The following is a 24298-nucleotide window of genomic DNA, read 5'->3' on the forward strand; positions in this document are numbered from 1 at the left end:
GGAACCACGCCAAAGGGATCGCGGGAGATCGAGCCAAAGGCCGAGTAACCTCACGCTTTTTTCACCCACCCGTGGCCGTTGGCGGGCACGGGTCCCGCCACTACGGGTCGGCGGGCATGGGGGCCGCCGTGGCGGGTTGGCGGGTGCACGGGGCGCCACGGCGATCGCATGGGGTTCGGCGTTACAACCGTACCGCTGACTTGGGGAAGAGGGCGTAGACGGTCGCGTCGCAGCCCTTGATGCGGGCGGCCTGGCCGATGCGCACGTCGCCGCGGGCGCTGACCATGAGGAAGGCTTCGGTGCGCGTGAGGTCGAGCTTCTCCTGGATGATCCGGGTGAGGTTGTCGACGGCTTCCTCGACTGCGATCTCGAGCGTTTCGCCTTGTCCGGTGGCGATCCAGTCGGTGTCGGTTTCCATCCACGGGCGGTTGGGCGCGGCGCCCTTGACGAGGTCGATCCGCGCAGTGGTTTCGCCGCGGATTTCGACACCGGTGCCGCTGACCTCGCCGTCGCCCATGGTCGCGTGCAGATCGCCGATGCCGAGCAACGCGCCGGGAACGTGCACGGGAAGGTAGACGGTGGTGCCGACGGTATTCGCGTTGAAATCCATGTTGCTCCCCTGCGGGCCGGGGTGGGCGGTGTAGATCGTACCCTCGGCGGGAGCGGTGCCAAGCACGCCGACCATTGGACGGGCCGGGAGTTTGACCTTGTCGGAAAAGATGAGCGCATCGCCCTCGGTGCGCACCATCATGACAGAGCCCGGTTCGATATCGGTTTGCAACGCGCCCGCGCCGTTCAGCGTTCGCACGAAGCCGAGGGGACCGAGCTGGATGTCGAGAATGGTCACGGCCAGCGCATCGCCGGGTTCGGCGCCGTCGACGTAGATCGGTCCGCCGGCGGGATTGACTTTCAGCGGGTCGCGCGCGGCGACAAACGCTGGCAGGTCTTCGGCGCGGTTCAGACGATCGGTCGAGGTGTCGTGCGATTCGACCACGACGGTTTCTCCGGGCACGATCGTGAGAACGGGCGGGGTGGAGGCGTCGAAGTTGTAGATGAGCTGGTCGCGCTGGATTCGTTTCATCAAGGCTCCTTATCAGGGTCTGGCATCATTCATGACGGTACGATACGGCTTCCACACGATTTTCGGAGGACGGACCAGATGGGCCCAGCCGAGCTGACGGCGATCATCGAGCAGGCACTGCAGGCGGTGCTCGATGTGGAGGACTATGAGCTGACGGAGAGCTTCGACGACCGGGGAATCGATGTCTCTGGCGATGACTGGACCTGGCACGTGGAAGACGAGCTGGCGTACCTGGCGATCGATGACGAGCCGGAGAACGCATCGGGGTATCCAGCGGCGATCGAGAAGAACCTCACCGCGCCGGTGATCGCGGCGTTGCGCGGGATCGATCCGGCGACGTTGGTGGTGTTGGCTGATTTGCTGGCAGCGTCGGGGGATCCGTTGTCGATCAGTTTTGCCGGGATGCTGCGGTCGTCGTAGTGGCGGGGACCGTGCCCGCCAATCGCACCGCAGCGCGATGACGGCAGCAACCATGGGCAAGGTTCCGGACCGGAAACTTGTCTTTGGGCACGTCAATGGCGGCCTGCGGCCGCTGGCGGCCACAGGTGCCGCCACTACGATGAGGCTGGGTGCCGACACGACGATGAGGCGGGTATGGATCCTGATACGGCGGCGATGGGTGGGCGTTGGAGGCGTGGGGTCATCCGAGATTCGGGAATCGGGAAAGCGAAGCGGTGTGGTTTGGCGCACAATGCCGTTTCATGATGACAATCCATCGTCCACCAGCGAATACCCATGTGACGAGCGTTCGAAAACCGGACGACTTCGATGAATTCTGGGCCGATCTCATGGCCCAGGCTGCGGCGCTGCCGCTCGACCCGGTGCTGACGCCGGCGCCGATGCGGTCGAACGATCAGGTCGAGACCTTCGAGATTCACTACACGAGTCTCGATGAACTGCGCATCGCGGGGTGGTATTGCCGGCCGCGAGAATCGGCGTTGGAACCGCCCTATCCGGCGTTGATCGCGGTGCCGGGATATATCTCCGAACCGACCCTGCCGAAACAGTGGGCCAAAGCGGGATACGCGGCGGTGGGCGTGGCGCCGCGCGGCAAGCTGCGTTCCAACAGCCGGTTCAATCCCGGGTATCCCGGGCTGCTGATCGACAATATCATCGACAAGAACACCTATAGCTACCGCGGGTTCTATATCGATGCCGCGCGCGCGGTCGATTTCGTGCTGTCGCGTCCGGAGATCGATCATTCCCGCATCGGCGTGCAGGGCGGCAGCCAGGGCGGGGCGTTGACGTTGACGACCGCGGCTTTGCGCAGCGATGTGATCACCTGTGGAGCGGCGGGCGCGCCATATCTCACCGGATACATGGACGCGGCGTCATTGACGCACAGCTACCCGTACCAGGAGATGAACGAGTATCTCCGGTTGTATCCCGAACGAGAGCCGCAGATGCGCGCTACGCTCGACTACTACGACTGTCTCAATTTCGCGCCGAAGATTACCTGCCCCATGCTGATCTCGATTGGACTGGGCGACGATGTTTGTCCGCCGGAGACAGCGTTCGATCTGCTGAAGGTGCTGGGCGGACCGGTGGAGTACAACGCATGGCCGCGCTGCGCGCACGATTCCGGCGCGTTCTGGGAGGGGGCGAATATCTCCGCGTTCCTCGCGAAGCATTTGCAGCCAACTCCGGCGCCAGCGAGATGACCATGCCTGACGACTTCTCTGCCTATTGGGACGCGATCGATGCGGAGCTTGCCGGGATCGATGCGGCGCCGGCGCTGACGGAGACGCCATTGCGCTCGACGGATTTCTCGACCGCGTACGATCTCAAGCTGACCAGTATCGGACCATATCGCATTTTCGGCTTTCTGAGCGTGCCGAAGGGCGAAGGGTCCTTCCCTGCCCTGCTGCATTCGCCCCGCTATGGGAGCGTCAACAATCCGCCCCATTGGGACGATCGGCAGCGTTATGTCGTGCTGACGATTATGCACCGCGGACAACGGTTGGCCGATACACCGTTCAAGGCGGAGTATCCCGGTTTGCTGACGCTGGGGATCGAATCGCCGGAGACGTGGATCTATCGCGGGATTCTGGCGGACATCATGCGCGGCTGCGAATACCTGCTGGGGCATCCGGCGGTCGATTCGGCGCGGGTCGCGATTGCCGGCGACGACTTTGGTCTGATCGCGGCGGCACGGCGTCCGGGGTTCTCGACGGTCAATCTGACGATGACGCATCTCTATCGGATCATGGAGGCACGGCTGCGCACCGATGCCTACCCGATCGAAGAAGTGAACGAGTATCTGGCGATGTATCCGGAATCGTTGGATGCGGTCGCCAGAACCGTGAGCTATTTCGACCCGATCGCGCATGCGCCGGGATTTGCCGGGACGACCATTCTGAGCGAGATGGATCCGGGGGCATTGAACGGGCCGGAATGGCTCGATCCGCTGCGGAATGCGCTGGGCGGTCCGGTGATCCCCTATCGTCTTGCTCATGAGGGGGGCACCGACCACGACGCGCTCGATGCGTTGCTGGCTGGGCAGCTTGGGGTGTTGCCGTTGCCACGGTTGTGGCCAGCGGCGATGGAGAGTGTTGGGTGACCTCCCGTTGACTCGTATATGTACAATCTGTACAATGCGTACATATTCACTCGTTGACCAGATTGGGAGCAGGCATGTCTGTCGTCGATGAAACGGTATCTATGTCCGTCGCCGAAGTGCGTGAAAACTTTGCGGATGTTCTGAATCGTATTGCCTATTCGGGCGAACGGATCGGAGTGTCGCGCCATGGAAAAGTGTTGGCAGTGATGGTGCCATTCGAGGATCTCCAGGCCCTCGAAGCCTATGAAGACTGGCGAGATCAGAAGCTAGCAGATGAGGCTTGGGAAAACTATCAACGCGAGGGTGGCGTTCCCATCGAGATCATTCGGCAGGAACTGGATGCCGAGGTGGCGCGGCTAGCTGACCAACATTGATCTACAAAGTCGAATTCGACAAAAAGGCAAAGAAGGAATTCGATCGACTTCCCCTGGATGTCCGAATCAGATTTCTCCCCAAGATCGAAGCACTCGCAAATGATCCACGGCCACCGGGATCGCGAGCGCTCACTGGAAAGAAGGGTTCGTACCGCATTCGGGATGGAGACTTTCGCGCCTTGTACACGATCCATGACGATATCGTCTTGGTCTATGTTTTCCGAGTCGAGCATCGGAAAGACGCCTATCGGGGACTGTAGTCGACGCATACTGTGCCCTGCGGAAACGAGACCTCCCATACAATCCTGAGACAATCGTTTGATCTTGCGATGGGAGTGCTCGAACGGTCATGGCGCAATCGGTTCCCCAGCAACTCGGCGTTCGGCCGGTCATCAATGCAGCGGCGACGCTGACCAAGCTCGGCGGCTCGCTCATGCCGCCCGAAGTAGTCGCGGCCATGAGCGCCGCGTCCACCCAGTTCGTCGATATGTTCGAGCTGAATCGGAGGGTGGGCGAGCGGATTGCCGAGCTGACGCATAACGAGGCGGCCTTTGTCTCGTCTGGCGCGGCGGCCGGAATCGCGCTCTGCGTGGCCTCCACCATTGCCGGAACGAACCCCGATCTGCAGCAGTCGTTTCCCTATCTCGACGGGGTGGAAAAGACCAACGTCGTCGTCTACAAACGGCAACGCAACCCGTACGACTACGCCGCCCGGCAAACCGGGGCGCGCTTGATCGAGATCGAACCAGATGGCGACGATCTGGAGCGCGAGGTGGCCAATCCCAAGACAGCCTGCGTGCTCTATTTTGGGGGCGCGGCGCTGGCGCCGGGGGCGCGGCCGTTGCCGGAGGTGATCGAGATCGCGCATTCGATGAGCGTGCCGGTGATCGTGGACGCGGCGGCGCAGATTCCGCCGATCAGCAATCTCTGGCACTACACCCGCGATCTGGGCGCCGATGCCGCGATCTTCAGTGGTGGCAAGGGGCTGCGGGGTCCGCAGGCGACCGGTGTGGTGGTCGGCAAGAAGGCGATCATCGACGGGATACGCCCGAACGCGGCGCCCAATCAGAGCTTCGGGCGCCCGATGAAAGTGGGCAAAGAAGAGTTGGCCGGGATCCTGACCGCAATCGAGCTGGCGGTGCAGCAGGACGAAGCCGCGATGCTGGCCGGGTATGAGGAATCGGTGCAGTTGTGGGTCGAGGGATTGGCCGGAATTCCGGGGACCACTGTCGAGCGACGATATCCGAGCGAAGCCGGGCAGCCGCATGGGCGGGCTGTGATCACGCTCGATCCGTCGTTTCCTCTGACGAAGGATGAGGTGGTCGCGGCGTTGTGGGACCGCGATCCGCGGATTGCCGTTGGTGAAATTGGCACAGACACATTTGCACTGAATCCACAAACACTGGAAACTGGCGAAGACCGAATCGTGTTGCAGGCGGTGCGCGAGGTGCTGACCTCCGCCGTGGAAGGAAACGCATGACTCCCGAGGAAAAACTGAAGGAAATGGGATTCGAGCTCAAGGAGCAGAAGCCGTTTCACCCGGCGGTTGCCATGGGCAAGATCACGGGCAATCTGCTCTATCTCTCCGGGTCCACGCCGCCACCGGTGGACGGGGTGCCGTGGGACGGACGGGTAGGCGATGTCTACACGGTCGAGCAAGGGTATGAAGCGGCTAAGCAGGTGGCGTTCATGCAACTGCAAGCGGCCTGGAACGTGCTGGGCGATCTATCGCGCATCAAGCAGACCGTGAAAGTACTGGGCATGGTCAACTGCACCGCGGGGTTCAGAGACACCCCGGCGGTAATGCACGGTTTCAGCGAGACGCTTTACGCGGTGCTGGGCGAAGCCGGGGTGCACACGCGTTCCGCAGTTGGCGTGCAGGCGTTGCCGGCAAACGTTCCGGTCGAAGTCGAGACGATTTTCGAGATCGAGTGAGAAGGGCGGAACCGGGAATGAGGAGTCTGCAGGGCTCGCTCATTCCCGCCGTCGCGCTCCGAACTGCTTCCGGGGGAGTCCATGTTCACCGTCGACGCCGATATTCATGTGAATGACACGCCGGGGAAGCTGGCGCCGCATTGCGCGATGCCCTGGCGGAAGTCGCTGGAACTGCTGGACGGGGCGACCTATCCCTACTTGCAGATTCCGGGATTCGCCGCGAACCTGCGGCAGGATCCACCGATTGCCGGGAGCCCGCCCTATCGCTCGGTGGAAACCGCGCCGGATATGCGCCGCGCGCTCGATGAGCTGGGCATCGACGTGGGAATTCTCTTCCCGGATCATCTGCTCCTCTTCGCGGCGTTGCCGAACAAGGAGTACGCCACCACGCTCTCCCATGCCTACAACCGTTGGCTGACGGAAGAATGGCTGCAGGAAGACAATGGGCTCTATGGGGTGGTGCTCGCCTGTCCGCAGAACCCGGAGGACTCGGCAGAGGAGATCCGGAAGTACGCGAAGAACGACCGTATCGTTGGAGTCTATCTCCCGACAGCCGGTGTGCATCCGCTTTGGGGCGACCGGCGTTACGACCCGATCTTCGCGGCCGCGCAGGAGGTCGATCTGCCGGTCTGCCTGCACAGCGTGACGATCATCACGCCGCAGTTTCCCTATCAGCTCGACCAGTTCGAGAACCACTTCGCGCGGCAGGTGCTTTCGCATTCGTTCGCGATGATGGCGAACCTGACCAGCTTGATGCATACCGGAGTGCCGGCGCGCTATCCGAAGCTGAAGGTAGTGTTCACCGAAGCGGGCATTGCCTGGGTGCCGTACATGATGTGGCGTATGGACAAGTACTACAACGAGTACCGACGCCATGTGCCCTTCCTCGATCGGCGGCCGAGCGACTACATGCGCGAGCGAATGTGGTTCGCCACCCAGCCAGTGGAAGAGCCGGACGATCTGAGCCAGTTGGTGGAGACAATTCACCAGATCGGCGACGACCGAATCGTCTTTGCTTCTGACTGGCCGCATCATGATTTCGACCATCCAAAGCAGATTCTCAAGCTCCCGGCGTCGCAGGAACTGAAGAAGCAGATCATGGGCCTGAACGCGTTGCAAGCCTTCCAGCGCATTCCCGCGCCAGTCATGGCGGAGTAGACGCATGGCCGAGCATGTGATCGGGAGAGTGGCCGAGTTTCCGGTTGGCTCCAGCACGTTGGTGAAGGTGCGCAACGTGGAAATCGGGATCTTCAATGTGAACGGCACGCTCTATGCGCTGCCGAATGTCTGTCCGCATCAGTACGGGCCGCTCTGCACGGGCGGGGTGAACGGCACGATGCTTTCCAATCCGGACAAGAACTGGGAGCTGGAATGGGGCCGCGAAGGGGAGATTCTCACCTGCCCCTGGCATGGGATGGAGTTCGACATCACCACGGGTACGGCGCTGGCGAACCCGAAGTTCAGGGTGCGGCAGTATCCGATCGCAGTGGTGGGCGATGAGGTGGTGGTGACGCTCGGGAGCTAGAACGGTTGCGGAAACATGTGTCCCTGGACCGACGTCCTCGCGTAGGCGCAGCCCTCCGTGGCTGCCCGAACCGGCACACATCGGACGGGCACCTGTTCTCCGGCCAGCTCTAGGAATTGGAGTTCGGAGATGGCGCCGCCGTGTATCATGGAGGCAGCCTCCCGTCCTTCCCTTCGGTTCATCAGGCGGAGCATTCTCCAATGGTCAGCACACGGCCCCTAACCGCAGACGATCTGTTCCAACTCGGGTCCGACGCGCCCTATGAACTCATCGAAGGAGAACTGATCGAGGTGAGTCCGCAAGGGCGCGTTCACGGACGGATTCTTTCAAAGCTGAACTCAATTCTCGACAATGAGATCGTTACGGACGAGATGGGTGAACTCCTCGTCGGCGATGTCGGATTTGTCTTGTCACGCAATCCCGATACGGTGCTGGCGCCTGACCTGGCATTTGTACGAGCCGAACGTCTGCGAGACGCGGGTGACGGCTACCTCGAGCTTTCTCCCGATCTGGCCATCGAAGTCGTATCTCCAGGAAATACGCTCGCGGAGATTTCGCGGAAGACCGAGCTCTACCTCACCCACGGCTCCATCGAGGTCTGGGTGGTGCGACCTCAAGATCGCGAGATCATCGTGCATCGCAGAGATGGACGCAGCGAGATCTTCCGCAATGGCGAAAACCTTTCGAGCGCGCTCTTCCCGGAGCATGGCATCGACCTTGACAGGATCTTTCCAATTCGGTGAGTTGTCTTTCTCGAGCCTGCCTTGCGACCCTTTGCGCAATCCAGGGTGAAACTACCGCTTCGCATCCTGTAGCGCGCTGACCACCACATCCCACGTCTTGTCGATATCGGCGGGCCAGAGGGCCGACATCGCCTCACAACCCCGGTAGGCCCAGACGGCGAGGTCGGTCATCCCTTCCTCGAGAGCGATCTGGATGGCGTCGGCGGCTTCGTACTCGGCGCCGGCGGGGAAGTTGTACGCCTGGATCCAGAACTGGTTGGGCACGCCATGCTTCTGGCAGATCTTGCGGACAGCGGCGGCATTGGGGCGGACGTATGGTTCCATGGGAACCGGGTCGCCACCGGCCCGCCAATAGGGATCGGTGCCGAAGAAGTCGAGTCCGGGGATTTGTAGAAAGGGATCCCAGTCGGGCACCCCGACGAGATCGAAGTTCATACCGTGCGGCAGCAGGCAAAGCCCGTTGCGCACGCCCTTGGCGTGGCCATAGCCGATCAAGTCGGCAGTGACTTCGTAGACGGCCTGCTGGCGAAACAGCCGTACTTCCTCGTCCAGAACCAGTGGCATCTCGTGGCCGAATCTGGCGCGGAAGAGCTCCAGACAGCGGCTGCAGCGGCAGCTCCAGCGTTCGGAATCGGAACCGATCTGCCTGCCGATGTACCAAAGATCGCCGGGGTACCAATGCGGTTCGTCGAAGAAGAGGACATCGGCGCCCTGGTCGACCGCGGCATCGACCCATTCGTGCAGCCAGTCCATCAGCTTCGGCTGGTTGAGGCACGCGACCCCCATGCGCGAGCCATCGGCCAACACCTGGCAGATATCGGTTTCCCAGGTGACGAACTTGCTCATGGCTTCGCCGCCGAAGACACCCGCCACGCCCCAGGGATCGACGTGCACTTCCAGCCCGAGCTCGTGCGAGATGCGGTAGATCTCGCGCATGGTTGCCTTGCCCCAGAGGAAGTCGCCCTCGGTCGAGCAGTGAACCACGTAGTCGAACCCGCATGCGGCGATGTCTTTCAGATCGGCGGCCACATGCCGCAGGGTGCGATTGCCGAAATAGGAAACGCCGGTGCGCATCGGTGGGCTCTCCGTATCGTGCGGCCGGTGATTCAGTCCGGGCGGCGGTTGAAACGTTCAGGGTATTGTAGGGGCCAGTGACGGCACGCGCGTTTCCCGACCGGAGTCCGGGTTTCGGGCAACAAGAGATTCCTTGGCAAGCTCGGATTGACGGTGGGGTTCGATGGTGACTCGACGGCTCTTTTCGGTTCTCGTGCTGGCTTCGTTCGTGCTGGCGTCCACCTTTGCGTTGGCGCAGGAGGCGTTGCCGCTGGAACCGGGCCTGGGGTTACGGGCGACGACATTTGCCACCGGCCTGGCGTTTCCGGCGGGGATGGCAGTGCTGCCGGATGGGTCGCTGCTGGTGGGAACGAGCGTCTCGACGGGCGGTGGGTACTACGACTCCACCGGCGAGATCGTGCGGTTGGTCGATGCAGATAGCGATGGGGTAGCCGATTCGCCGTATGAGACGGTGGCGACTGGTCTGCCGGGTTCGATCACCGCGTTGGCGCTGGCGGGCGATCTGCTCTTCGTCACATCGATCGATCCGGCAGGCCCGGCGATCACGGCGGTACGGGTGAGCGAAGAGTTCTCCGGACCGTACACGGAGGCAGGATCGATCGAGTTTGACTTCCAGAATGCACTGCATCAGACGTATGGCCTGGCGACACGCCCGTCACCGGGCGATACCGGAACCTGGGATCTGGTGTTCAACATCGGCGCGAGCGGAAACGACACCGGCGGGAGCATGGTGTCGCTGACCGGGCTGATCGAGGATTCGTTGCCCGATTCGGCGGTCTATCTGGCGACGGTGCACGATGACGGCGAATCGATCGTCTTCAGCAAGCCGATTGCGTTGGCGACCGGGATTCGCAATACGAGCGCAATGGCGTTCGATCCGGCCTCCGGCGATCTCTGGATCGCGGAGAACGGGATCGACGGGCTCGATGATCCGTTCGTGTCGTTCAGCGCAGACGAGCTCGATGTCGTTCCGGCGGAGGACATTGGAACGCTGACGCTCGACTTCGGGTTCCCGGACACGTACACGCGCTACGACACTGGCGAGGTGGTGGGGAGCACGGGCACGGCGCCGTTTGCGGTGTTCCTGCCGCTCGATGGCTCGGAGAACGAGGGGATTGCGGCCCTTTCCTTCGCGCCGGCATCGTTTCCACACGAGCTGCGGAATGGGGTCTTCGCGGGATTCCATGGGCAGTGGGATTCGACCGGGATCGAGAACGAGGAGAACCCGTTGCTCTGGGTGAGCACGGAAACGGGCGAGATGCGCACCATCGTGGGGAACGATGCGGCCACGGTTGGGCATATCGACTCGCTGGCGTCGTCGGACGATGCGCTGTATGTGGCCGACTTCTGCGCCGATGGCAGTCTCTCGCAGACCGATCCGTGCGGCGTGGTGTATCGAGTGACGACGGCGGGGGATTGACGGATCGATCGCGCAACATGTCTCTGCGTGACGCTCGGTACTCGCAACGGCCACGTTGCGTTTTGTCCCCGAGTTGGATCCCGGGTTGCACGCCCTGTATTGGACACTCGCGGTTGTGATCGCCATCTGACTGTCACAACCGCGAAGGGTTCTACGCCGGTTGCGACGCAGATCGAATCGGGGCCGAAGAGCACATTGCAGATGTCGTTCGACTGTCACCCTTGGGTAGTGCTAACGGCGCATCCACACAACGGCTCGTCGTCCGGTGCGACGCAGATGTTGCATCCGGTGACACATGGTGGGAAGAGCACCCCTGGATCGTGCAGCCGGTTTAGCCGCACGAACCGCCCTGGCTGCACAATCCGCTCTCGCAACAGACTTCATCAGTCCCGCAGGCGGAGACCGCATTGCAGGTGTGATTGTCCAGGCAAAGTCCGGGAGTGCAGAGGTCTACCGCCGTGCATTGGTTGTTGGAACTGCAGCATGACGCATCGGTCGAGGCGAGACATCCCCCACCCTGGGCGCTGCAAACGTAATGGGTGCACGGATCGGTCCCACCGCAGTCTACTTGCGATGGTGTGCAAGCTCCGCGTTCGCAAGAATAGACAGTCAGCATCAAACCATCGCAGGTCGAGAGTGCGTCGCAATCCTCGTCGCGGCTGCAACAATGCGTGTCTGCGGAAACACAGGCGCCGTTGCAACATGTTTGACCCGCGCCACAGGAACTCACGGCATTGCAGGTGCGATTGTCGAGACAGCTGGCCGGTGTGCAAGAGTCGATCGGCTGGCATTGGTCGGCGGATGTGCAACAGTTCGGGTCGCGATCCACAAGACAGAAGCCGGTATCGCATCGATAGGTAGAGCAGGGATCTACTCCGTTGCAATCCTGCACTGACTCGGTGCAAACGGCTCCCAAGCAGGTAAAGCGATGCGCCACGGCGCCATCGCACGAGTTGCGTGCCGAGCAGTCGTCATCGCTTGTGCAGCAGGTGACATCGGCGGCCACGCAGATGGAGATTTGATCGTTCTGGCAGCATTTTGGCGTATCGCCATGGCAGCAGTCATCGCCACAGATCGTGCACTGGCGGCATTCGCCCTGGAAACAGACTTCCCCCTGCGCGCAACAGTTTCCACTGCAGACGACCCGACCCGTCGGGCAGCAACGCTCCTCGCCGTAGCATTCGCCGAAGCAGCAGGCATTGTCGCAACACTCGCTGTGCGCCGAGTTGCCGCGTGGAACCGTGGTATTGCAGCAATCGGGACCACAATTCGTCAGCGATCCTGGGCAATCGCAGGCTGTTCCATTCCAGGTTTGATTGCCGGGGCAGCCCACCGGTTTGGGGGTGGGTGTAGTCCGACGCGCGGCGCCAGCGGCGCCGGAAGTGGCGGTGCCCGCGAGCGCAACGCCCCCGAGACCAAGGAGTCCCTTCAGCAACGTGCGACGCGATTGTCCGTTGGCCAGCTGTCGCACGAACGCGTCGAAACGTCGGTCGTCCATGATGGATCCTCCCAAACCAACTTCGGTCGAATGGGACTTTGTTGCGCTGTCAACGAGAGAAAGTTGCCGGAGTATAGCAACAATGGACCTGTGGTTGAGCGTGCGACATGAAGCGACGATCCTCTCGGGTGATATGAACCGAGGAAGTGGGCCGTGTTGTCGTCGTACACCGCGCCAGTTCTTGGCCTGCACGCCTGGATCGATGTCGTCTTCCTCGCCTGGTTTGCTCTGACGGTCGTGTCGGTGGCATGGATTGCCTTGGACGTCTTTCGGAACACTCTGGAAAACCGGATCATCAACTGGTTTTGAGCGCTGACTGTCCTTTCTGCGGGTCAGTCACCCTGGTCACAATGGGAATGGTCGATGGGTGTGGAAGCTATCGACAGTCGCGATTCCGTACTTGCGTTGCCGTTCGATCTGTTCAGAAGTGGCGCAGGATGATGTGGGACGGGTCGTTATCCATGGCAGGGCCACTCGGACGAGCGAACTGGGCTCGGGTCCGATTGGGCCAGGAAAGAGAAACAGGGACGATGGGTAGCACTCGCAGCGGCGAGGAGGTCCCTCGACTGCGCAGGGGACGACGAAGCGGCTCGCAGCGGCGAGGAGGTCCCTCGACTACGCTCGGGACGACGGGATTACGCCGCGGTGTCGACGTTGTCTCCGCGTTCGGTCATGAGCAAGGGACGGGTGCGGTTGTTGATGACGTTGTCGTCCACGATGCACTTGCGCACGCCGTCCATGGACGGAATTTCGAACATGACGTCGGTGAGCACGGCTTCGATGGCGGTGCGCAGACCGCGGGCGCCGGTCTTCCGCTCTTCCGCCTGGCGGGCGGTGGCGGAAAGCGCCTCCGGGGTGAAGATCAGGTCGACATCTTCCATGCGGAAGCGCTTCTGATACTCCTTGACGATGGCGTTCTTCGGCTCGGTCAGGATATGGACCAAATCGTCATGCGTGAGCGGGTCGAGCGCCACAGAGACTGGTAGCCGGCCGACGAATTCCGGGATGAGCCCGTATTGCAGCAGATCGTCGTGGATCATGTATTGCAGCGGGTTCTCGGTTTCGATCGCACCCAGCTCGTCTCCGGCGAAGCCCATCTTGGACTTGCGGCCAATGCGCTTGGAGACGATCTTCTCCAGCCCTTCGAACGCGCCGCCGCAGATGAAGAGGATGTTGCGCGTGTCGATCTGGATGTATTCCTGGTGCGGGTGCTTGCGGCCGCTCTGGGGCGGCACGTTGGCAACCGTGCCCTCGATGATCTTGAGCAGGGCTTGTTGCACGCCTTCGCCGGAGACATCGCGGGTGATGGATGGGTTGTCCGATTTGCGGGCGATCTTGTCGATCTCGTCGATGTAGATGATGCCGTGCTGGGCGCGGGCCACATCGCCGGCCGACTGGATCAGCCGCAGAAGAATGTTTTCCACGTCCTCGCCCACGTAACCGGCTTCGGTGAGGGCGGTGGCGTCGGCGATCGAGAAGGGAACGTCCAGCAGCCGGGCCAGGGTTTGGGCCAGGAGCGTCTTGCCGCAGCCGGTGGGCCCGACGAGCAGGATATTGCTCTTCTGCAGCTCCACGTCATCGGAGCCATCGTCGAACATCTCGGAACTGATGCGTTTGTAGTGGTTGTAGACCGCGACGGAGAGAATCTTCTTGGCGCGTTCCTGCCCAACCACATACTGGTTGAGCTGGTCGTAGAGCACCTTGGGGGCCGGGACGCGCGCTGGTCCGCCCTGCGCGCGATGGGGCGATGGTTCTTCCTCGTCGATGATCTCGCGGCAGAGCTGCACGCATTCATCGCAGATGTAGACCTGGTTCGGACCGGCGATCAACCTCCGGACTTCTTCCTGGCCTTTATTGCAAAACGAACATCGGTAATGCACGCGCCCACCTCTTGTCCCGCTCATGTACGTTGTTTCCTGATGCGCCGGTCGGCAACGGCGCGGTACGGGGCGAGGTTTCCATACACCATGGAAACGCCGAACGAGGGGCGGGCCTACGGGCGGCCGCGCCCCTCGAGAACGTTACTTCTTCTTGCTGCCGTTGGACGAGCCGTTGCTCCCGGCGGCGATCAGCTTATGTGTTGGTTCCATGACCTCGTCCACGATGCCGTATTCCTTGGCTTCGGCGGCGGTCATGTAGTAGTCGCGCTCGGTATCGCGCTTGACACGGTCGAATTCCTGCCCGGTATGCGAGGCGAGGATCTCGGTCAGCTTGGTGGTGAGGCTGATGGTCTCACGCGCGACCACTTCGATATCGGGGATCGTGCCGCGGAAGCCGGCCGAGCCCTGGTGGATCATCACGCGCGAGTTCGGGAGAGCAAAGCGCTTGCCCTGCGTGCCAGCGGCGAGCAAGACCGCAGCCATGCTGGCGCTCATGCCAATGCAGTAGGTGGCGACATCGGGCTTGATCATCTGCATCGTGTCGTAGATGGCCAGACCGGAATAAACCACGCCGCCCGGGGAGTTCAGATAGAGATGAATGTCCTGATCGGGCGCTTCGTTGGCCAGAAAGAGCAGCTGGGCGATGGCGACATTGGCGACCTGATCGTCGATCGGGGTGCCGATGAAAATGATGCGGTCGCGCAGCAGGCGGGAGTAGATATCGAAGGAGCGCTCACCCCGGTTGGTGCTCTCGATCACCATGGGGATCAAATTGTGAATCGTCGGGATTTCCATGCGAACCTCGTGTACTGAAGGCGGCAACGGTCTTGCCGCCGGTTGCTTCTGGATTGAGTCTACTCTTTGCTGTCCAGTGCTTCCGCCTCGGCCACCAGCTCATCCGCGATGGCGGCAGCCTCGGCCTCGATGATGGCGTCTTCGACTGCGATAACCTCGGCCTCGAGCTCAGCTTCCTCGACAACGGCTTCGATTTCCGCTTCGAGCACGGCGTCCTCGACGTCCAGGTCGAGCTCAGTGGGCGCGCCTTCCGGAGCGACATAGCCATTCAGCACCGCATCGCCACCCTCGGTGGCGATCTCGATCAGGCGCTGGGTCAGCTTCTGGTCGTAGAGTTCGTTGCGGATGACGTTGCGCAGATATTCGTTGCTCAGATAGGCCTGTCGGGTTTGTGCCTGTTGCGCCTGATCGGCGCCAGCGACCATCTGCTCGATCTCAGTGATGAGGTCGTTTTCGGAAACCTCGATCCCTTCCTTCTCGGCAATCTCTCGCAGCACAAGGGATGAGGTGAGGGTTTCGACGGCGCTGGGGCGGATCGATTCGCGCCACTCGTCTTCACTCTGCCCGATCTGGCGCAGGAAGCCTTCCCAGGGGATGCCCTGCATGCCGAGCTCGCGCTGGGCGCGCTGTACCTGACGATCGATCTGCTCTTCGATCATGGGCGCCGGCAGCTCGAGCGTGGCGCCCTCGACGATCTTCTCGACGATCGAGTTGACCACTTCGGTGCGGGTTTCGCGGGTCTTCTCGATGTGCAGATTTGTGCGGATGCGATCCTTCACCTCGTCCAGGCTTTCGGCGTTCGCGTAGGTCTTGGCGAAGTCGTCATCGAGCTCCAGCAGCTCGCGCTCCTTGAGACCGGTGAGGGTGAGGGTGTAGGTCAGGGTCTTGCCGTTGCGCGGGTCGCCAGCGTCGAGCCGTTCCTCGTCGAATTCGATATCGACGCTGCCGCTCTCGCCCGGTTTGAGGGTCTTGACCAGTTCGACCAGCTCGGCGAGGAAGGTTGTGTCCCCAAGCTCGAACGTGGCGCCTTCGGTCGGACTCTGGAACTCTTCACCATTTTCGGCGATGGCGATATCGACCGTGATCTGGTCGCCTTCCTGGGCGGCGCGCGCCTTGGCGGGATCGACCCAGGGGCTCTGCTGCTTGCGCAAACCCTCGAGCACCTCGTCGATGGCGCCGTCCTCGAGCGAGGCATCGGCCGGATCGACGCGGACCGACAGGTAGTCCCCCGGATCGACGGTGGGATAGACCGGCACGGTGACTGTGAATTGCAGCGGATCGGGCTCGACGCTATCGAGTTCCGGATCGCCAACCGGCACCAGATCTTCCTGCTCGATCGCCTTGCGGTAGAGATCGTCCATCAACGAGCGGTTGGCTTCGTCGATCACCATCTCACGGCCGAAGTAGCGCTCGATCATGGCGCGAGGCGCCTTGCCCTTGCGGAAGCCGGGAATGACCACCTCGCGTGCGACCTTGCGGTACGCCTTCTCGATCGCTTCGTTTTGTTCCTCCGGCTCGGCGGCGATTTCCAGACGAACCTGGCTCTCCGGAATCCGCTCGATCGTTACTTTCACGCTGCTTCGTGTCCTTTTGCTAGCTCAATGGCGTTGCCGGCATGGGTGGGCAACTGCGCCTGAATACGCTTGGAAACCAGAAAAAAGCGCCGACCGCTCGGTTCGCGGCGCGCTCGACTACCGTAACCCAGCGATTATAGCGGTAGGGAGGTGGGTCGTGTTCCTCGAGCGGGGGCTGGGCTGGGAGTCCGGAGTCCGGAGTCCGGAGTCAAGGGCCGGACGAGGAAGCTGAGGCGGAGTTTTTCCAGACCGAGAGACGCGGGTCGGTGCTGGGCGCCTCCTCCTGGTCGTAGCGCAGGGCCTCTGTGCCCTTTCGTCTCGACCGGGAAGGGGTTTACGCGATGGGTGGTGCAGGCGTCGGACAAACGGGAGGGCACGGAGGCCTCTGGTACGAGCGGGGATGCGCGTGGACCAGAAAAACCAGTCTCAGCGAATCCTCAATTTCGTCGTTGGGAGCGAACTTCCCGTACGTTCACGTTGAACCTGTCAGACCTCCGCTGCTAAGGTGATGACGGTGTTTCGCACCCGCCATCTCGAATCCTTTCGTGCATCCCGCGCGGCCTGTCCGTGGCACGAGATCGAGTCTCCGCGGTTGGAGTGCGAGGGCTGACTGGTTCGAGAGCAGGGCTGGCTGCTGCGTCGGGGGGCGCATGGCTAGCGGGCGTTGCCTTTCCGCAAAGGGCGATTGTCCCGCATTCCTGTTTCCCGAAACGCTGTCTTCTCGCATCTTTGGGCTACCCCTGCCCATCGTCCGCATGCGAGATGAACGACTCGAGACCCGCAGCTCGGGGGTCCGCTGTCAGGAGGGAAGGGTTACGTGTTGATGGCATTCCCATCACGCGTGGCGACAAGGCTCGGTTCTCGCTCGCTTGCAGGCGCAGCGGTCCTTTCAGTCGTACTCGCATTCAGTCCAACGATTACCGCCGCGTCCACTGGAGTGGGCGCGTGGCTCGGCTATGAGGCGCCGGCGCTGGCATCCGGCAGCTATGCCCGAGTGGCGACCGATGACGGGGATGGGCTCATCCTGCGCGCCGGTCCAAGTCAGAGTGGTGAGCTCATCGATGTGATCGCGAACGGCCATGTGGTGCAAGTCCTCGAAGGCCCTTCCTATGACGTCGATGGCAACGCCTGGTTCCTGGTGTCTGATGGCGCCAGCACCGCCTATGCCTATGGCGGGTTCCTGGTCGAAGACACGGAGCTAACCGCGTCGAGCGCAACGTCGTCCTCCGGCTATCTCGGCTACGACACGCCGTCGTATTCCGTGGGACAGGCAGTCATGGTCGTGACCGATGACGGCCAGGGGCTCCGCATCCGCACCGGTCCCAATACCGGCGCGGAGACGATCGCCACCCTGGGCGATGGCGATGTGGTCACTGTTGTGGATGGGCCGGTCTACGACGGATCCAGCAATGGCTGGTATCTCATTACCGACGGATCGTTCCAGGGATATGGCTTCGCCGGATTTCTCTCGGCTGCCGGCACTGCCGCGAATGCAAGTTCCTCCACCTCGGGCACGGCATCGGCCGGGAACCTGGGGTATGAAACGCCCTCGTTCGCGGCGGGCGCCACCGCAACGGTGCGAACCGACGATGGCGACGGGTTGAACGTCCGCTCCGGCCCCAGCGTGGAGAGCGAGGCGGTGCTCTCGGTGGCCGACGGCGGCGCGGTGACTATCATCAATGGCCCCTATTTCGATGACGCGCAGAATGGCTGGTACGCCGTATCCAGCGGCGATGTCTCGGGATTCGTCTATGCCGGATTCCTGGCAGGCGGATCGGGCACGGTCACCGGAACGTCTTCGAGCAGCGCATCGTCGTCCTCAGGCTATCTGGGATACGACACGCCGAGCTTCAGCCAGGGGCAGCAGGTGCAGGTTCTGACCGACGATGGGGGCGGTTTGCGCGTGCGTGCCGAGGCGGCAACGAATGGCGAGCAGATCGCAACATTGGGCGATGGCGACATTGTGCTGGTCGTCGGCGGTCCCTGGTACGACGCGTCCAACAATGGCTGGTACCTGGTCAGCGACGGTGACATGCAGGGTTATGTCTTCGCGGGGTTCCTGACCACCAACGGTTCGATTTCCGCCAATTCGAGTAGTTCGTCTTCTTCGGCGTCGTCGGCGCCGAGTGGCAACGCGCGCTTCGATGCTGGTGACGATGTGCGGGCGACCGAAGCGGTCAACCTTCGTTCTGGCGCGTCAGTTGCCAGCTCGCGCAATGGCCAGTTGAACACCGGCACGACGGTGGAAGTCATCGACGGACCGTTCTACGACGCCGATGGCGACGACTGGTACTACGTCGAGGGTAATGGTCTCGAAGGATTCGCGATGGGCGAGTTCCTCGAGCTGGCGACTGCAGCAGCGAACTCGAACGCTGCCAGCGCGAAGGCGTTCGTCTACCCGGTCAAGGGCTATACCTTCACGCAGGCGTTCGGATGCTCGCCGTATTCGTTCGAGCCGTACAACTCCAGCCTCGGCTGCAACTACCACAACGGTATCGATCTGGCCGCTTCCTCCTATACCCCGATCGTGGCGGCCGCAGCCGGAAAGGTGACCGCTGCCGGTTGGTGCGATTGCGGTCTCGGGTACTACGTCACGATCGATCACGGCAATGGGTACAAGACCACGTATGGGCATATGGCCGAGCAGCCGTATGTGTCCGTCGGGCAGACCGTTTCGCAGGGCGAGACGATTGGGCCGGTGGGCAGCACCGGGCTTTCGACCGGGCCGCATGTCCACTTCGTGATCGAGAAGAATGGGGTGGATATCGATCCGCTCACCGTGTTGTAGCGCGCGGATTTCAACCGACAACTCCTAGCGACAGGGGCGCCTCCCGCGGGCGCCTCTGTCGCATTTTGGTCCGGGGTCCGGGGTCCGGGGTCCCGGGTCCGGGGTCCAGGGTCCTGAGTCCGGAGTCCGGAGTCCTGGGGCCTGGGACCTGAGACGCTCGAGTGGGTGCTGTGGTCTTGACCACCCGTCGTTCAGGCCACCCGTCATTCCGCGCCCACTCCCGTCATTCCGCGCCCACCCCCGTCATTCCGAGCCCACCCCCGTCATTCCGAGCTTGTCGAGGAATCTCTTGTTCCCCAAGACCCGGTCTCCCGCCTGGAGTCATGCCGCAGACCACCAGGAGATCCCCATTCGGCTGCGCTCAGGGCAGGCTCTCCCCTCCGGTCGGGATGACGGATCCCCGTCATACCGAGCTTCTCGCGGAATCTCTCGGTGAGGGAAAACCCGGCTGCGGGGATGCGTCCTATGCTTTACGCGCGTACAGGGTGCGCGGGGCGTGTCAATGGGGCGCGGTCCGAAACATCAATTGGAGAGTCAACTAGATGAAGACCGAGATCAAATATCAACCGGCATTCGCGACCTGCACGGTGTCGCTCGACAGCGGCGAGCAATTGCGGGCCGAGGGCGGCGCCATGGTGGCCATGCGTGATGTGAAGGTGGAGACCGGCGCCACCGGCGGGTTACTGAAGTCGCTCAAGCGGTCGCTCCTGGGTGGCGAGTCGCTTTTCCAGAACACGTTCACCGCGGAATCGAACAATGCGATGGTGATGCTGGCTCCAGCTCTGACTGGCGATGTGATGGTGCGCGAACTGAAAGACGAGGATTTGATCGTCCAGTCGGGCGCGTATCTTGGTTCGAGCATGGGGATCAATGTTTCCACCGATTGGGGCGGCGCACGCACCTTCTTTGGCGGGGAAGGTCTGTTCATGCTGCGTTGTTCGGGAACGGGAACGCTCATCACCGGAGCGTATGGCGCCATCCACGAAGAGACGCTGCGTGCGGGTGAGACGTTCGTCGTCGACAGCGGGCATGTGGTGGCGTTCCAGGCCGGCATGAAATACGAGCTGAACAAGTTCGGTGGGTGGAAATCGACCTTCCTTGGCGGTGAGGGGGTGGTAATCACCTTCACCGGTCCGGGGCAGCTCTACATGCAGACTCGCAGCCAGGAAGCGTTCCTTGGATGGCTGATCCCGCAGTTGCCGACCCGCCAGGGAGATACGAACTAACGCGAATTGCGCATTCGTTGATATCTGGGGCGCGGATTTGGGCTCGGCGGAGTATCAGCCGCGGTCCATCGTGGGTTGCCCTGGTGCTCGCCCGGTCTTGCACACGCACAAGACCGGGCGATTGTTGTTTTGAGGGGAAGTCGGACGGGCTCTATACTGTCGCGATCAAGAAAACCATCGCGATCGGAGTGATCCGCGAAATACGTAGTGCCCCCTGATGTTTGGCAGTCAGCGTCCGCGGAACCGTGCTGTCTACCGCGGAGCGAACGAGAGTGGAGAGCACCATGGACCATCAGCGTTTCGACGAGCTGGTCAAAGTAATCGCGACTGAGTCGACTCGCCGGCAATTTCTTCGGCGGACTCTTGGAATGGGACTTGGGTCCGCGGCGGCGGCAATGGTTGTGCATGGTGGAGAGGCGGCACGGCGGGGATATTCCGGGCCAAAGCTGCCAGTCGCGACATCGACGCCTCCGCCGGATCCGTGCGCTGGGGTGAATTGCGATCCGCCGGGCCCGTGCTACCTCAGTGGAACATGCAGCTCCATTTCAGGCACCTGCGTGTTCACGATGAAGGAGTGCGGGGAGTGTATGGTCTGTGGCGATTCAGGAGCGTGTGAGCCCATTGTGTGCGACGCGCCGCCCGATCCCAGGTGTTATGCGACTCCTGGCTACTGTGATGCTGGAACGTGCCGGTACACGCGCATCGATTGCGAGGCGTTGCCGGTTTAGCTTGGGACGATCGGATCCGTCCACCGTTCGGTGAACGGGACCCACGCGACGTTCCTTGGGCGAAGTCGACCGAGGTGAATGGCCATTTCCGCTACGAATACAACAGTTGGGAAGAACGTCTGGATGTTTGCCGTCCTGCTGGCGCTTGGGACGGTGATTCCGTTGCTCCAGATTCTGCCGTGGCTGGTCGATCACGGACTCGATGCGCGGTTGTTCATCGACGAGCTGTTCGCCAATCCGGTGTCGTCGTTTTTCGCGCTCGATGTGGTGATGGCGGTTGTCACACTGCTGGTGCTGGCGGTGGTCGATCGGGAGCTTTCTGGCCGGCAGCGGCTGGGGGTAGGGCTCGGCGCGTTGCTGGGTGCGTCGGTGGGACTTCCGCTGTATCTGCTCTTGCGGGAATGGAACCGGCGGGCGCGCTGACCTGCCCAAACGGGGGAGCGGCGGTCGGCCGGATGGCGAGCTCCTGCCGGGCGTGCAGCGCAGTAAGGTCGTACCTGACAAGGAGAGACCGCTGTTGGAACGTTTCTACTGGATTCGGGAGTCGATGCTGGCGGGGAGTAGCCGTCCCGGCGGGCTCCGGGGCGACCGGTTGGCGACCGATCTGGACGAGCTGCAGGCGCGCGGCATCGGGGCGATCGTATCGCTCACGGAGACTGCGCTGGACATCTACGCCGTTCAGGAACTGGGCATGTCGTATACCCACATTCCCATCGTGGACATGACGGCGCCAAGCCCGGCGCAGCTCTTCGATGCGCTGGACGCGATCGATCTGGCGCATGGAGAGAACCGTGCGGTCGTGGTGCATTGCCTGGCGGGTCAGGGACGCACCGGCACGGTGTTGGCCGCGTGGTTGATCCGCCAGGGCGCGACCACGGACGAGGCGATCGGGGAGATTCGCGCCGTATGCCCGCAAGCCGTCGAGAACGACGCGCAACTCGCGTGTTTGCGGGTGTTCGAGCGCGAACGATTGTGGGTGGTGTAGCGAGCGGCAGGCAGCACGCGGCAGGCGGCAGGCAGCACGCAGCAGGCAGAATCGGGGCTGAGTGGCAGGAACGTCCTCAGCCGTGGACGTCATTCCGAGGAACGCCAGAGCGGTTCTTCAAAGAAGAGCCTTCCATCTCGAAGAAGCGCAACCTTGTTGCCCTCGCTGCGGCGAGGAGATCCCTCCATTCGCTTCGCTTCGGTCGGGATGACGGCATTCGCAGGGCAGGCACGTGATTCGGCAATCGTTCGAAACCCCTTGGCAATCACCCGGATTCTGTATGAGCCCATGGCTTCGACGTTGGGTTTCCGGAGCGGGCAACGGGCCGTTGTGTCACGCCGACGGGGGAGATTCTTCGCTGCGCTCAGAATGACAGGGTCGGGCACGAGCGTCGTTCCGATCGACAATCTCGCTGCCAGTTGCCAGTTGCCAGTTACTTGAGTCCGCTGAGGGCGACGCCTTCGACGAGGCGTTTCTGGAAGAAGAGGAAGGCGATCAGCAACGGGAAGGTGGCCATGTTGGCGGCGGCGAGCAGGACGGCGGTATTGGTGAAGAACTGTCCCTGGAAGAGCGCGATGCCGACCGGGAGGACGCGCATATCGGTCGAGCTGGTGACGGTGAGCGCCCAGAGGAATTCGTTCCAGGAAGCCAGCAGCGACAGAAAGGCGAAGGCTGCCAGGGCGGGTTGGGCCAGGGGCAGGTAGATGTCCTTGAAGACCTGGAAGGGATTGGCGCCTTCCAGCGTGGCGGCTTCGAAGAAGTCGCGCGGGATGCCGAGCATGTACTGGCGGATCATGAAGACGCCGAACGAGCTGAAGATCAGGGGAATGATGAGTCCCTGGTAGGTGTCGAGCCAGCCGAACTCGCGCATGATGACAAAGCGCGGCACGATCAGCACCTGATCGGGCACCATCAGGCCAGCCAGCAAGATGAAAAAGAGCAAGTCCCGTCCCGGGAAGCGCAACTGCGCGAAGGCGAAGGCCGCCACTGCCGCGAGCGCTACCTGTCCAAAGGTGCGCGCGATGGTGACTACGATCGAGTTGAAATAGAAGCGCAGGAAGGGGACCGAGTCGAAAACATCCTGGTAGTTCTGCCAGCGGATTTCGCTCGGGATCAGGCTCGGTTTCACCTGGAAAAGATCGCTCATTGGTTTGAGCGAGGTGGAGATCGACCAGACGAAGGGGAGCATGAAGAGAATCCCCACCGTCAGCAAGACGACGTGCAGGAGCAGCCGAGACCAGCGGAATCCCTTTGGCGCGCTCATGCGTAGTGCACCCATTTGCGTTGCAGCCGGAACTGGATGATGGTGAAGACGAGAATCATCACCAGCAACACCCAGGCGACGGTGATGGCATAGCCCATGCGGAAGTTGCGGAAGCCTTCCTCATAGATGTAGTAGACGACGGTGGGCAGCGTATTGGTCTGGTCGATACGGGTCATCACGTAGACCAGGTCGAAGACCTGCAGCGAGTAGATCACCCCAATGACCGACAGGAAAAAGATGGTCGGGGTCAGGAGCGGCAGGGTGACATCGCGGAAGCGTTGCCAGGAGCCGGCGCCGTCGAGCGATGCGGCTTCGTAGTAGTCGCGCGGAATCGCCTGCAGTCCGGCGAGATAGATGATCATGTCGTAGCCGACCCCGCTCCAGAGCAGCACGATCACGATTGCCGCGACGGCCCAACGGGGTTGGGAGAGCCATTCCGGCCCGGTGACGCCAATACGGCGCAGAAAGCTGTTGATCGGCCCGAAGGCGGGATCGTAGAGCCATTTCCAGATGGTGCCGATAGCGACCGGCATGGTCAAGACCGGCAGGAAGAAGAGGACGCGGTAGAAGGCGCGGTAGCGGATGTTCATGTTCAGCGCCAGCGCCAGAGCGAGCGCGCAGATGAGCCGCAGCACGATATGCGGAATGGTGATCGCAACGGTGTTGAACAGCGCGGTGCGGAATTCCGGGTCGTGCAGGACGGTGCGGTAGTTCTGGAGACCGACGTAGACCGGGGAGGAGAGCATGTCCCAGCGGGTCAAGCTGAGATAGAGCGAAGCGCCGAGCGCGATCAGGAAGAAGACGGCGAACCCAAGAAACACCGGGGCGATCATGGCATAGCCCCAGAA

The 24298-nt window shown here is 62.1% G+C and carries 22 protein-coding genes; 15 read left to right on the plus strand and 7 right to left on the minus strand.

All coding sequences use genetic code 11. The features are described 5' to 3' along the window. Nucleotides 1-181: 181 nt before the first annotated feature. A complete protein-coding gene (locus R2855_18420; protein MEZ4532973.1) occupies nucleotides 182-1081 on the minus strand; it encodes an acetamidase/formamidase family protein in 900 nt (299 codons plus the stop codon). A gap of 78 nt (nucleotides 1082-1159) precedes the next feature. On the opposite strand from R2855_18420, the gene R2855_18425 reads away from it, so the two are divergent. The 9 genes from R2855_18425 (at nucleotide 1160) to R2855_18465 (ending at nucleotide 8218) form a co-directional block, all read left to right on the plus strand. Then, the gene (locus R2855_18425; GenBank protein ID MEZ4532974.1) at nucleotides 1160-1501 is read left to right on the plus strand and encodes a hypothetical protein; all 342 of its coding nucleotides are present in this window, start codon (nucleotides 1160-1162) and stop codon (nucleotides 1499-1501) included. Between the two features lie 317 nt (nucleotides 1502-1818). After that, entirely contained in the window at nucleotides 1819-2742 is a 924-nt protein-coding gene (locus R2855_18430; GenBank protein ID MEZ4532975.1) for an acetylxylan esterase, read from the plus strand. Between the two features lie 2 nt (nucleotides 2743-2744). After that, a complete protein-coding gene (locus R2855_18435; protein ID MEZ4532976.1) occupies nucleotides 2745-3641 on the plus strand; it encodes an acetylxylan esterase in 897 nt (298 codons plus the stop codon). A gap of 74 nt (nucleotides 3642-3715) precedes the next feature. Then, nucleotides 3716-4015, plus strand: a complete 300-nt coding sequence (locus R2855_18440) for a type II toxin-antitoxin system Phd/YefM family antitoxin (protein ID MEZ4532977.1) — start codon at nucleotides 3716-3718, stop codon at nucleotides 4013-4015. Between the two features lie 349 nt (nucleotides 4016-4364). After that, on the plus strand, nucleotides 4365-5495 hold the full coding sequence (locus R2855_18445; protein MEZ4532978.1) for an aminotransferase class V-fold PLP-dependent enzyme: 1131 nt from the start codon (nucleotides 4365-4367) through the stop codon (nucleotides 5493-5495). Next, nucleotides 5492-5950, plus strand: a complete 459-nt coding sequence (locus R2855_18450) for a RidA family protein (GenBank protein ID MEZ4532979.1) — start codon at nucleotides 5492-5494, stop codon at nucleotides 5948-5950. The genes R2855_18445 and R2855_18450 overlap by 4 nt, the downstream gene beginning before the upstream one ends. A gap of 81 nt (nucleotides 5951-6031) precedes the next feature. Beyond that, the gene (locus R2855_18455; GenBank protein MEZ4532980.1) at nucleotides 6032-7108 is read left to right on the plus strand and encodes an amidohydrolase family protein; all 1077 of its coding nucleotides are present in this window, start codon (nucleotides 6032-6034) and stop codon (nucleotides 7106-7108) included. 4 nt (nucleotides 7109-7112) lie between these two features. Next, nucleotides 7113-7475, plus strand: a complete 363-nt coding sequence (locus R2855_18460; GenBank protein ID MEZ4532981.1) for a Rieske 2Fe-2S domain-containing protein — start codon at nucleotides 7113-7115, stop codon at nucleotides 7473-7475. Between the two features lie 200 nt (nucleotides 7476-7675). Next, the gene (locus tag R2855_18465; protein ID MEZ4532982.1) at nucleotides 7676-8218 is read left to right on the plus strand and encodes a Uma2 family endonuclease; all 543 of its coding nucleotides are present in this window, start codon (nucleotides 7676-7678) and stop codon (nucleotides 8216-8218) included. Nucleotides 8219-8269: 51 nt separating this feature from the next. On the opposite strand, the gene R2855_18470 is transcribed toward R2855_18465, so the two are convergent. After that, nucleotides 8270-9292: a hypothetical protein gene (locus tag R2855_18470; GenBank protein ID MEZ4532983.1), complete on the minus strand. Its 1023-nt coding sequence runs from the start codon at nucleotides 9290-9292 to the stop codon at nucleotides 8270-8272. Nucleotides 9293-9455: 163 nt separating this feature from the next. Here R2855_18470 and R2855_18475 point away from each other — a divergent pair, with 163 nt between their 5' ends. Together R2855_18475 and R2855_18480 are read left to right on the plus strand one after the other, a co-directional pair. After that, entirely contained in the window at nucleotides 9456-10712 is a 1257-nt protein-coding gene (locus tag R2855_18475) for a hypothetical protein (GenBank protein MEZ4532984.1), read from the plus strand. Between the two features lie 1651 nt (nucleotides 10713-12363). Then, nucleotides 12364-12519 carry a hypothetical protein gene (locus tag R2855_18480; GenBank protein ID MEZ4532985.1) on the plus strand — a complete coding sequence of 52 codons (156 nt, stop codon included), beginning with the start codon at nucleotides 12364-12366 and terminating at the stop codon, nucleotides 12517-12519. Between the two features lie 326 nt (nucleotides 12520-12845). Here R2855_18480 and clpX read toward each other — a convergent pair whose 3' ends face one another. From clpX to tig, 3 genes are all read right to left on the minus strand, one after another. Then, nucleotides 12846-14114, minus strand: coding sequence for an ATP-dependent Clp protease ATP-binding subunit ClpX (gene clpX, locus R2855_18485; protein MEZ4532986.1), 1269 nt, complete (start codon nucleotides 14112-14114; stop codon nucleotides 12846-12848). Nucleotides 14115-14231: 117 nt separating this feature from the next. Next, complete coding sequence (locus tag R2855_18490) at nucleotides 14232-14885, minus strand: ATP-dependent Clp protease proteolytic subunit (GenBank protein MEZ4532987.1); 654 nt, start codon at nucleotides 14883-14885, stop codon at nucleotides 14232-14234. Between the two features lie 59 nt (nucleotides 14886-14944). Beyond that, on the minus strand, nucleotides 14945-16459 hold the full coding sequence (gene tig, locus R2855_18495; protein MEZ4532988.1) for a trigger factor: 1515 nt from the start codon (nucleotides 16457-16459) through the stop codon (nucleotides 14945-14947). 823 nt (nucleotides 16460-17282) lie between these two features. Here tig and R2855_18500 point away from each other — a divergent pair. The 4 genes from R2855_18500 (at nucleotide 17283) to R2855_18515 (ending at nucleotide 22186) form a co-directional block, all read left to right on the plus strand. After that, on the plus strand, nucleotides 17283-19247 hold the full coding sequence (locus R2855_18500) for an SH3 domain-containing protein (GenBank protein ID MEZ4532989.1): 1965 nt from the start codon (nucleotides 17283-17285) through the stop codon (nucleotides 19245-19247). A gap of 542 nt (nucleotides 19248-19789) precedes the next feature. Next, a complete protein-coding gene (locus tag R2855_18505; GenBank protein ID MEZ4532990.1) occupies nucleotides 19790-20473 on the plus strand; it encodes a TIGR00266 family protein in 684 nt (227 codons plus the stop codon). An 806-nt stretch (nucleotides 20474-21279) separates the two neighbouring features. Continuing rightward, a complete protein-coding gene (locus tag R2855_18510; protein ID MEZ4532991.1) occupies nucleotides 21280-21624 on the plus strand; it encodes a DUF2834 domain-containing protein in 345 nt (114 codons plus the stop codon). Nucleotides 21625-21718: 94 nt separating this feature from the next. Next, nucleotides 21719-22186 carry a dual specificity protein phosphatase family protein gene (locus R2855_18515; GenBank protein ID MEZ4532992.1) on the plus strand — a complete coding sequence of 156 codons (468 nt, stop codon included), beginning with the start codon at nucleotides 21719-21721 and terminating at the stop codon, nucleotides 22184-22186. Between the two features lie 433 nt (nucleotides 22187-22619). Here the strand turns inward: R2855_18515 and R2855_18520 are convergent, their stop codons facing one another. Both R2855_18520 and R2855_18525 read right to left on the minus strand, forming a co-directional pair. Then, complete coding sequence (locus tag R2855_18520) at nucleotides 22620-23450, minus strand: carbohydrate ABC transporter permease (GenBank protein MEZ4532993.1); 831 nt, start codon at nucleotides 23448-23450, stop codon at nucleotides 22620-22622. Beyond that, nucleotides 23447-24298 (minus strand): sugar ABC transporter permease (locus tag R2855_18525; protein MEZ4532994.1); only part of this gene is annotated, 852 nt, incomplete at its 5' end. The genes R2855_18520 and R2855_18525, both read right to left, overlap by 4 nt.

Source organism: Thermomicrobiales bacterium (assembly GCA_041390825.1).
Lineage (GTDB): Bacteria > Chloroflexota > Chloroflexia > Thermomicrobiales > UBA6265 > JAMLHN01.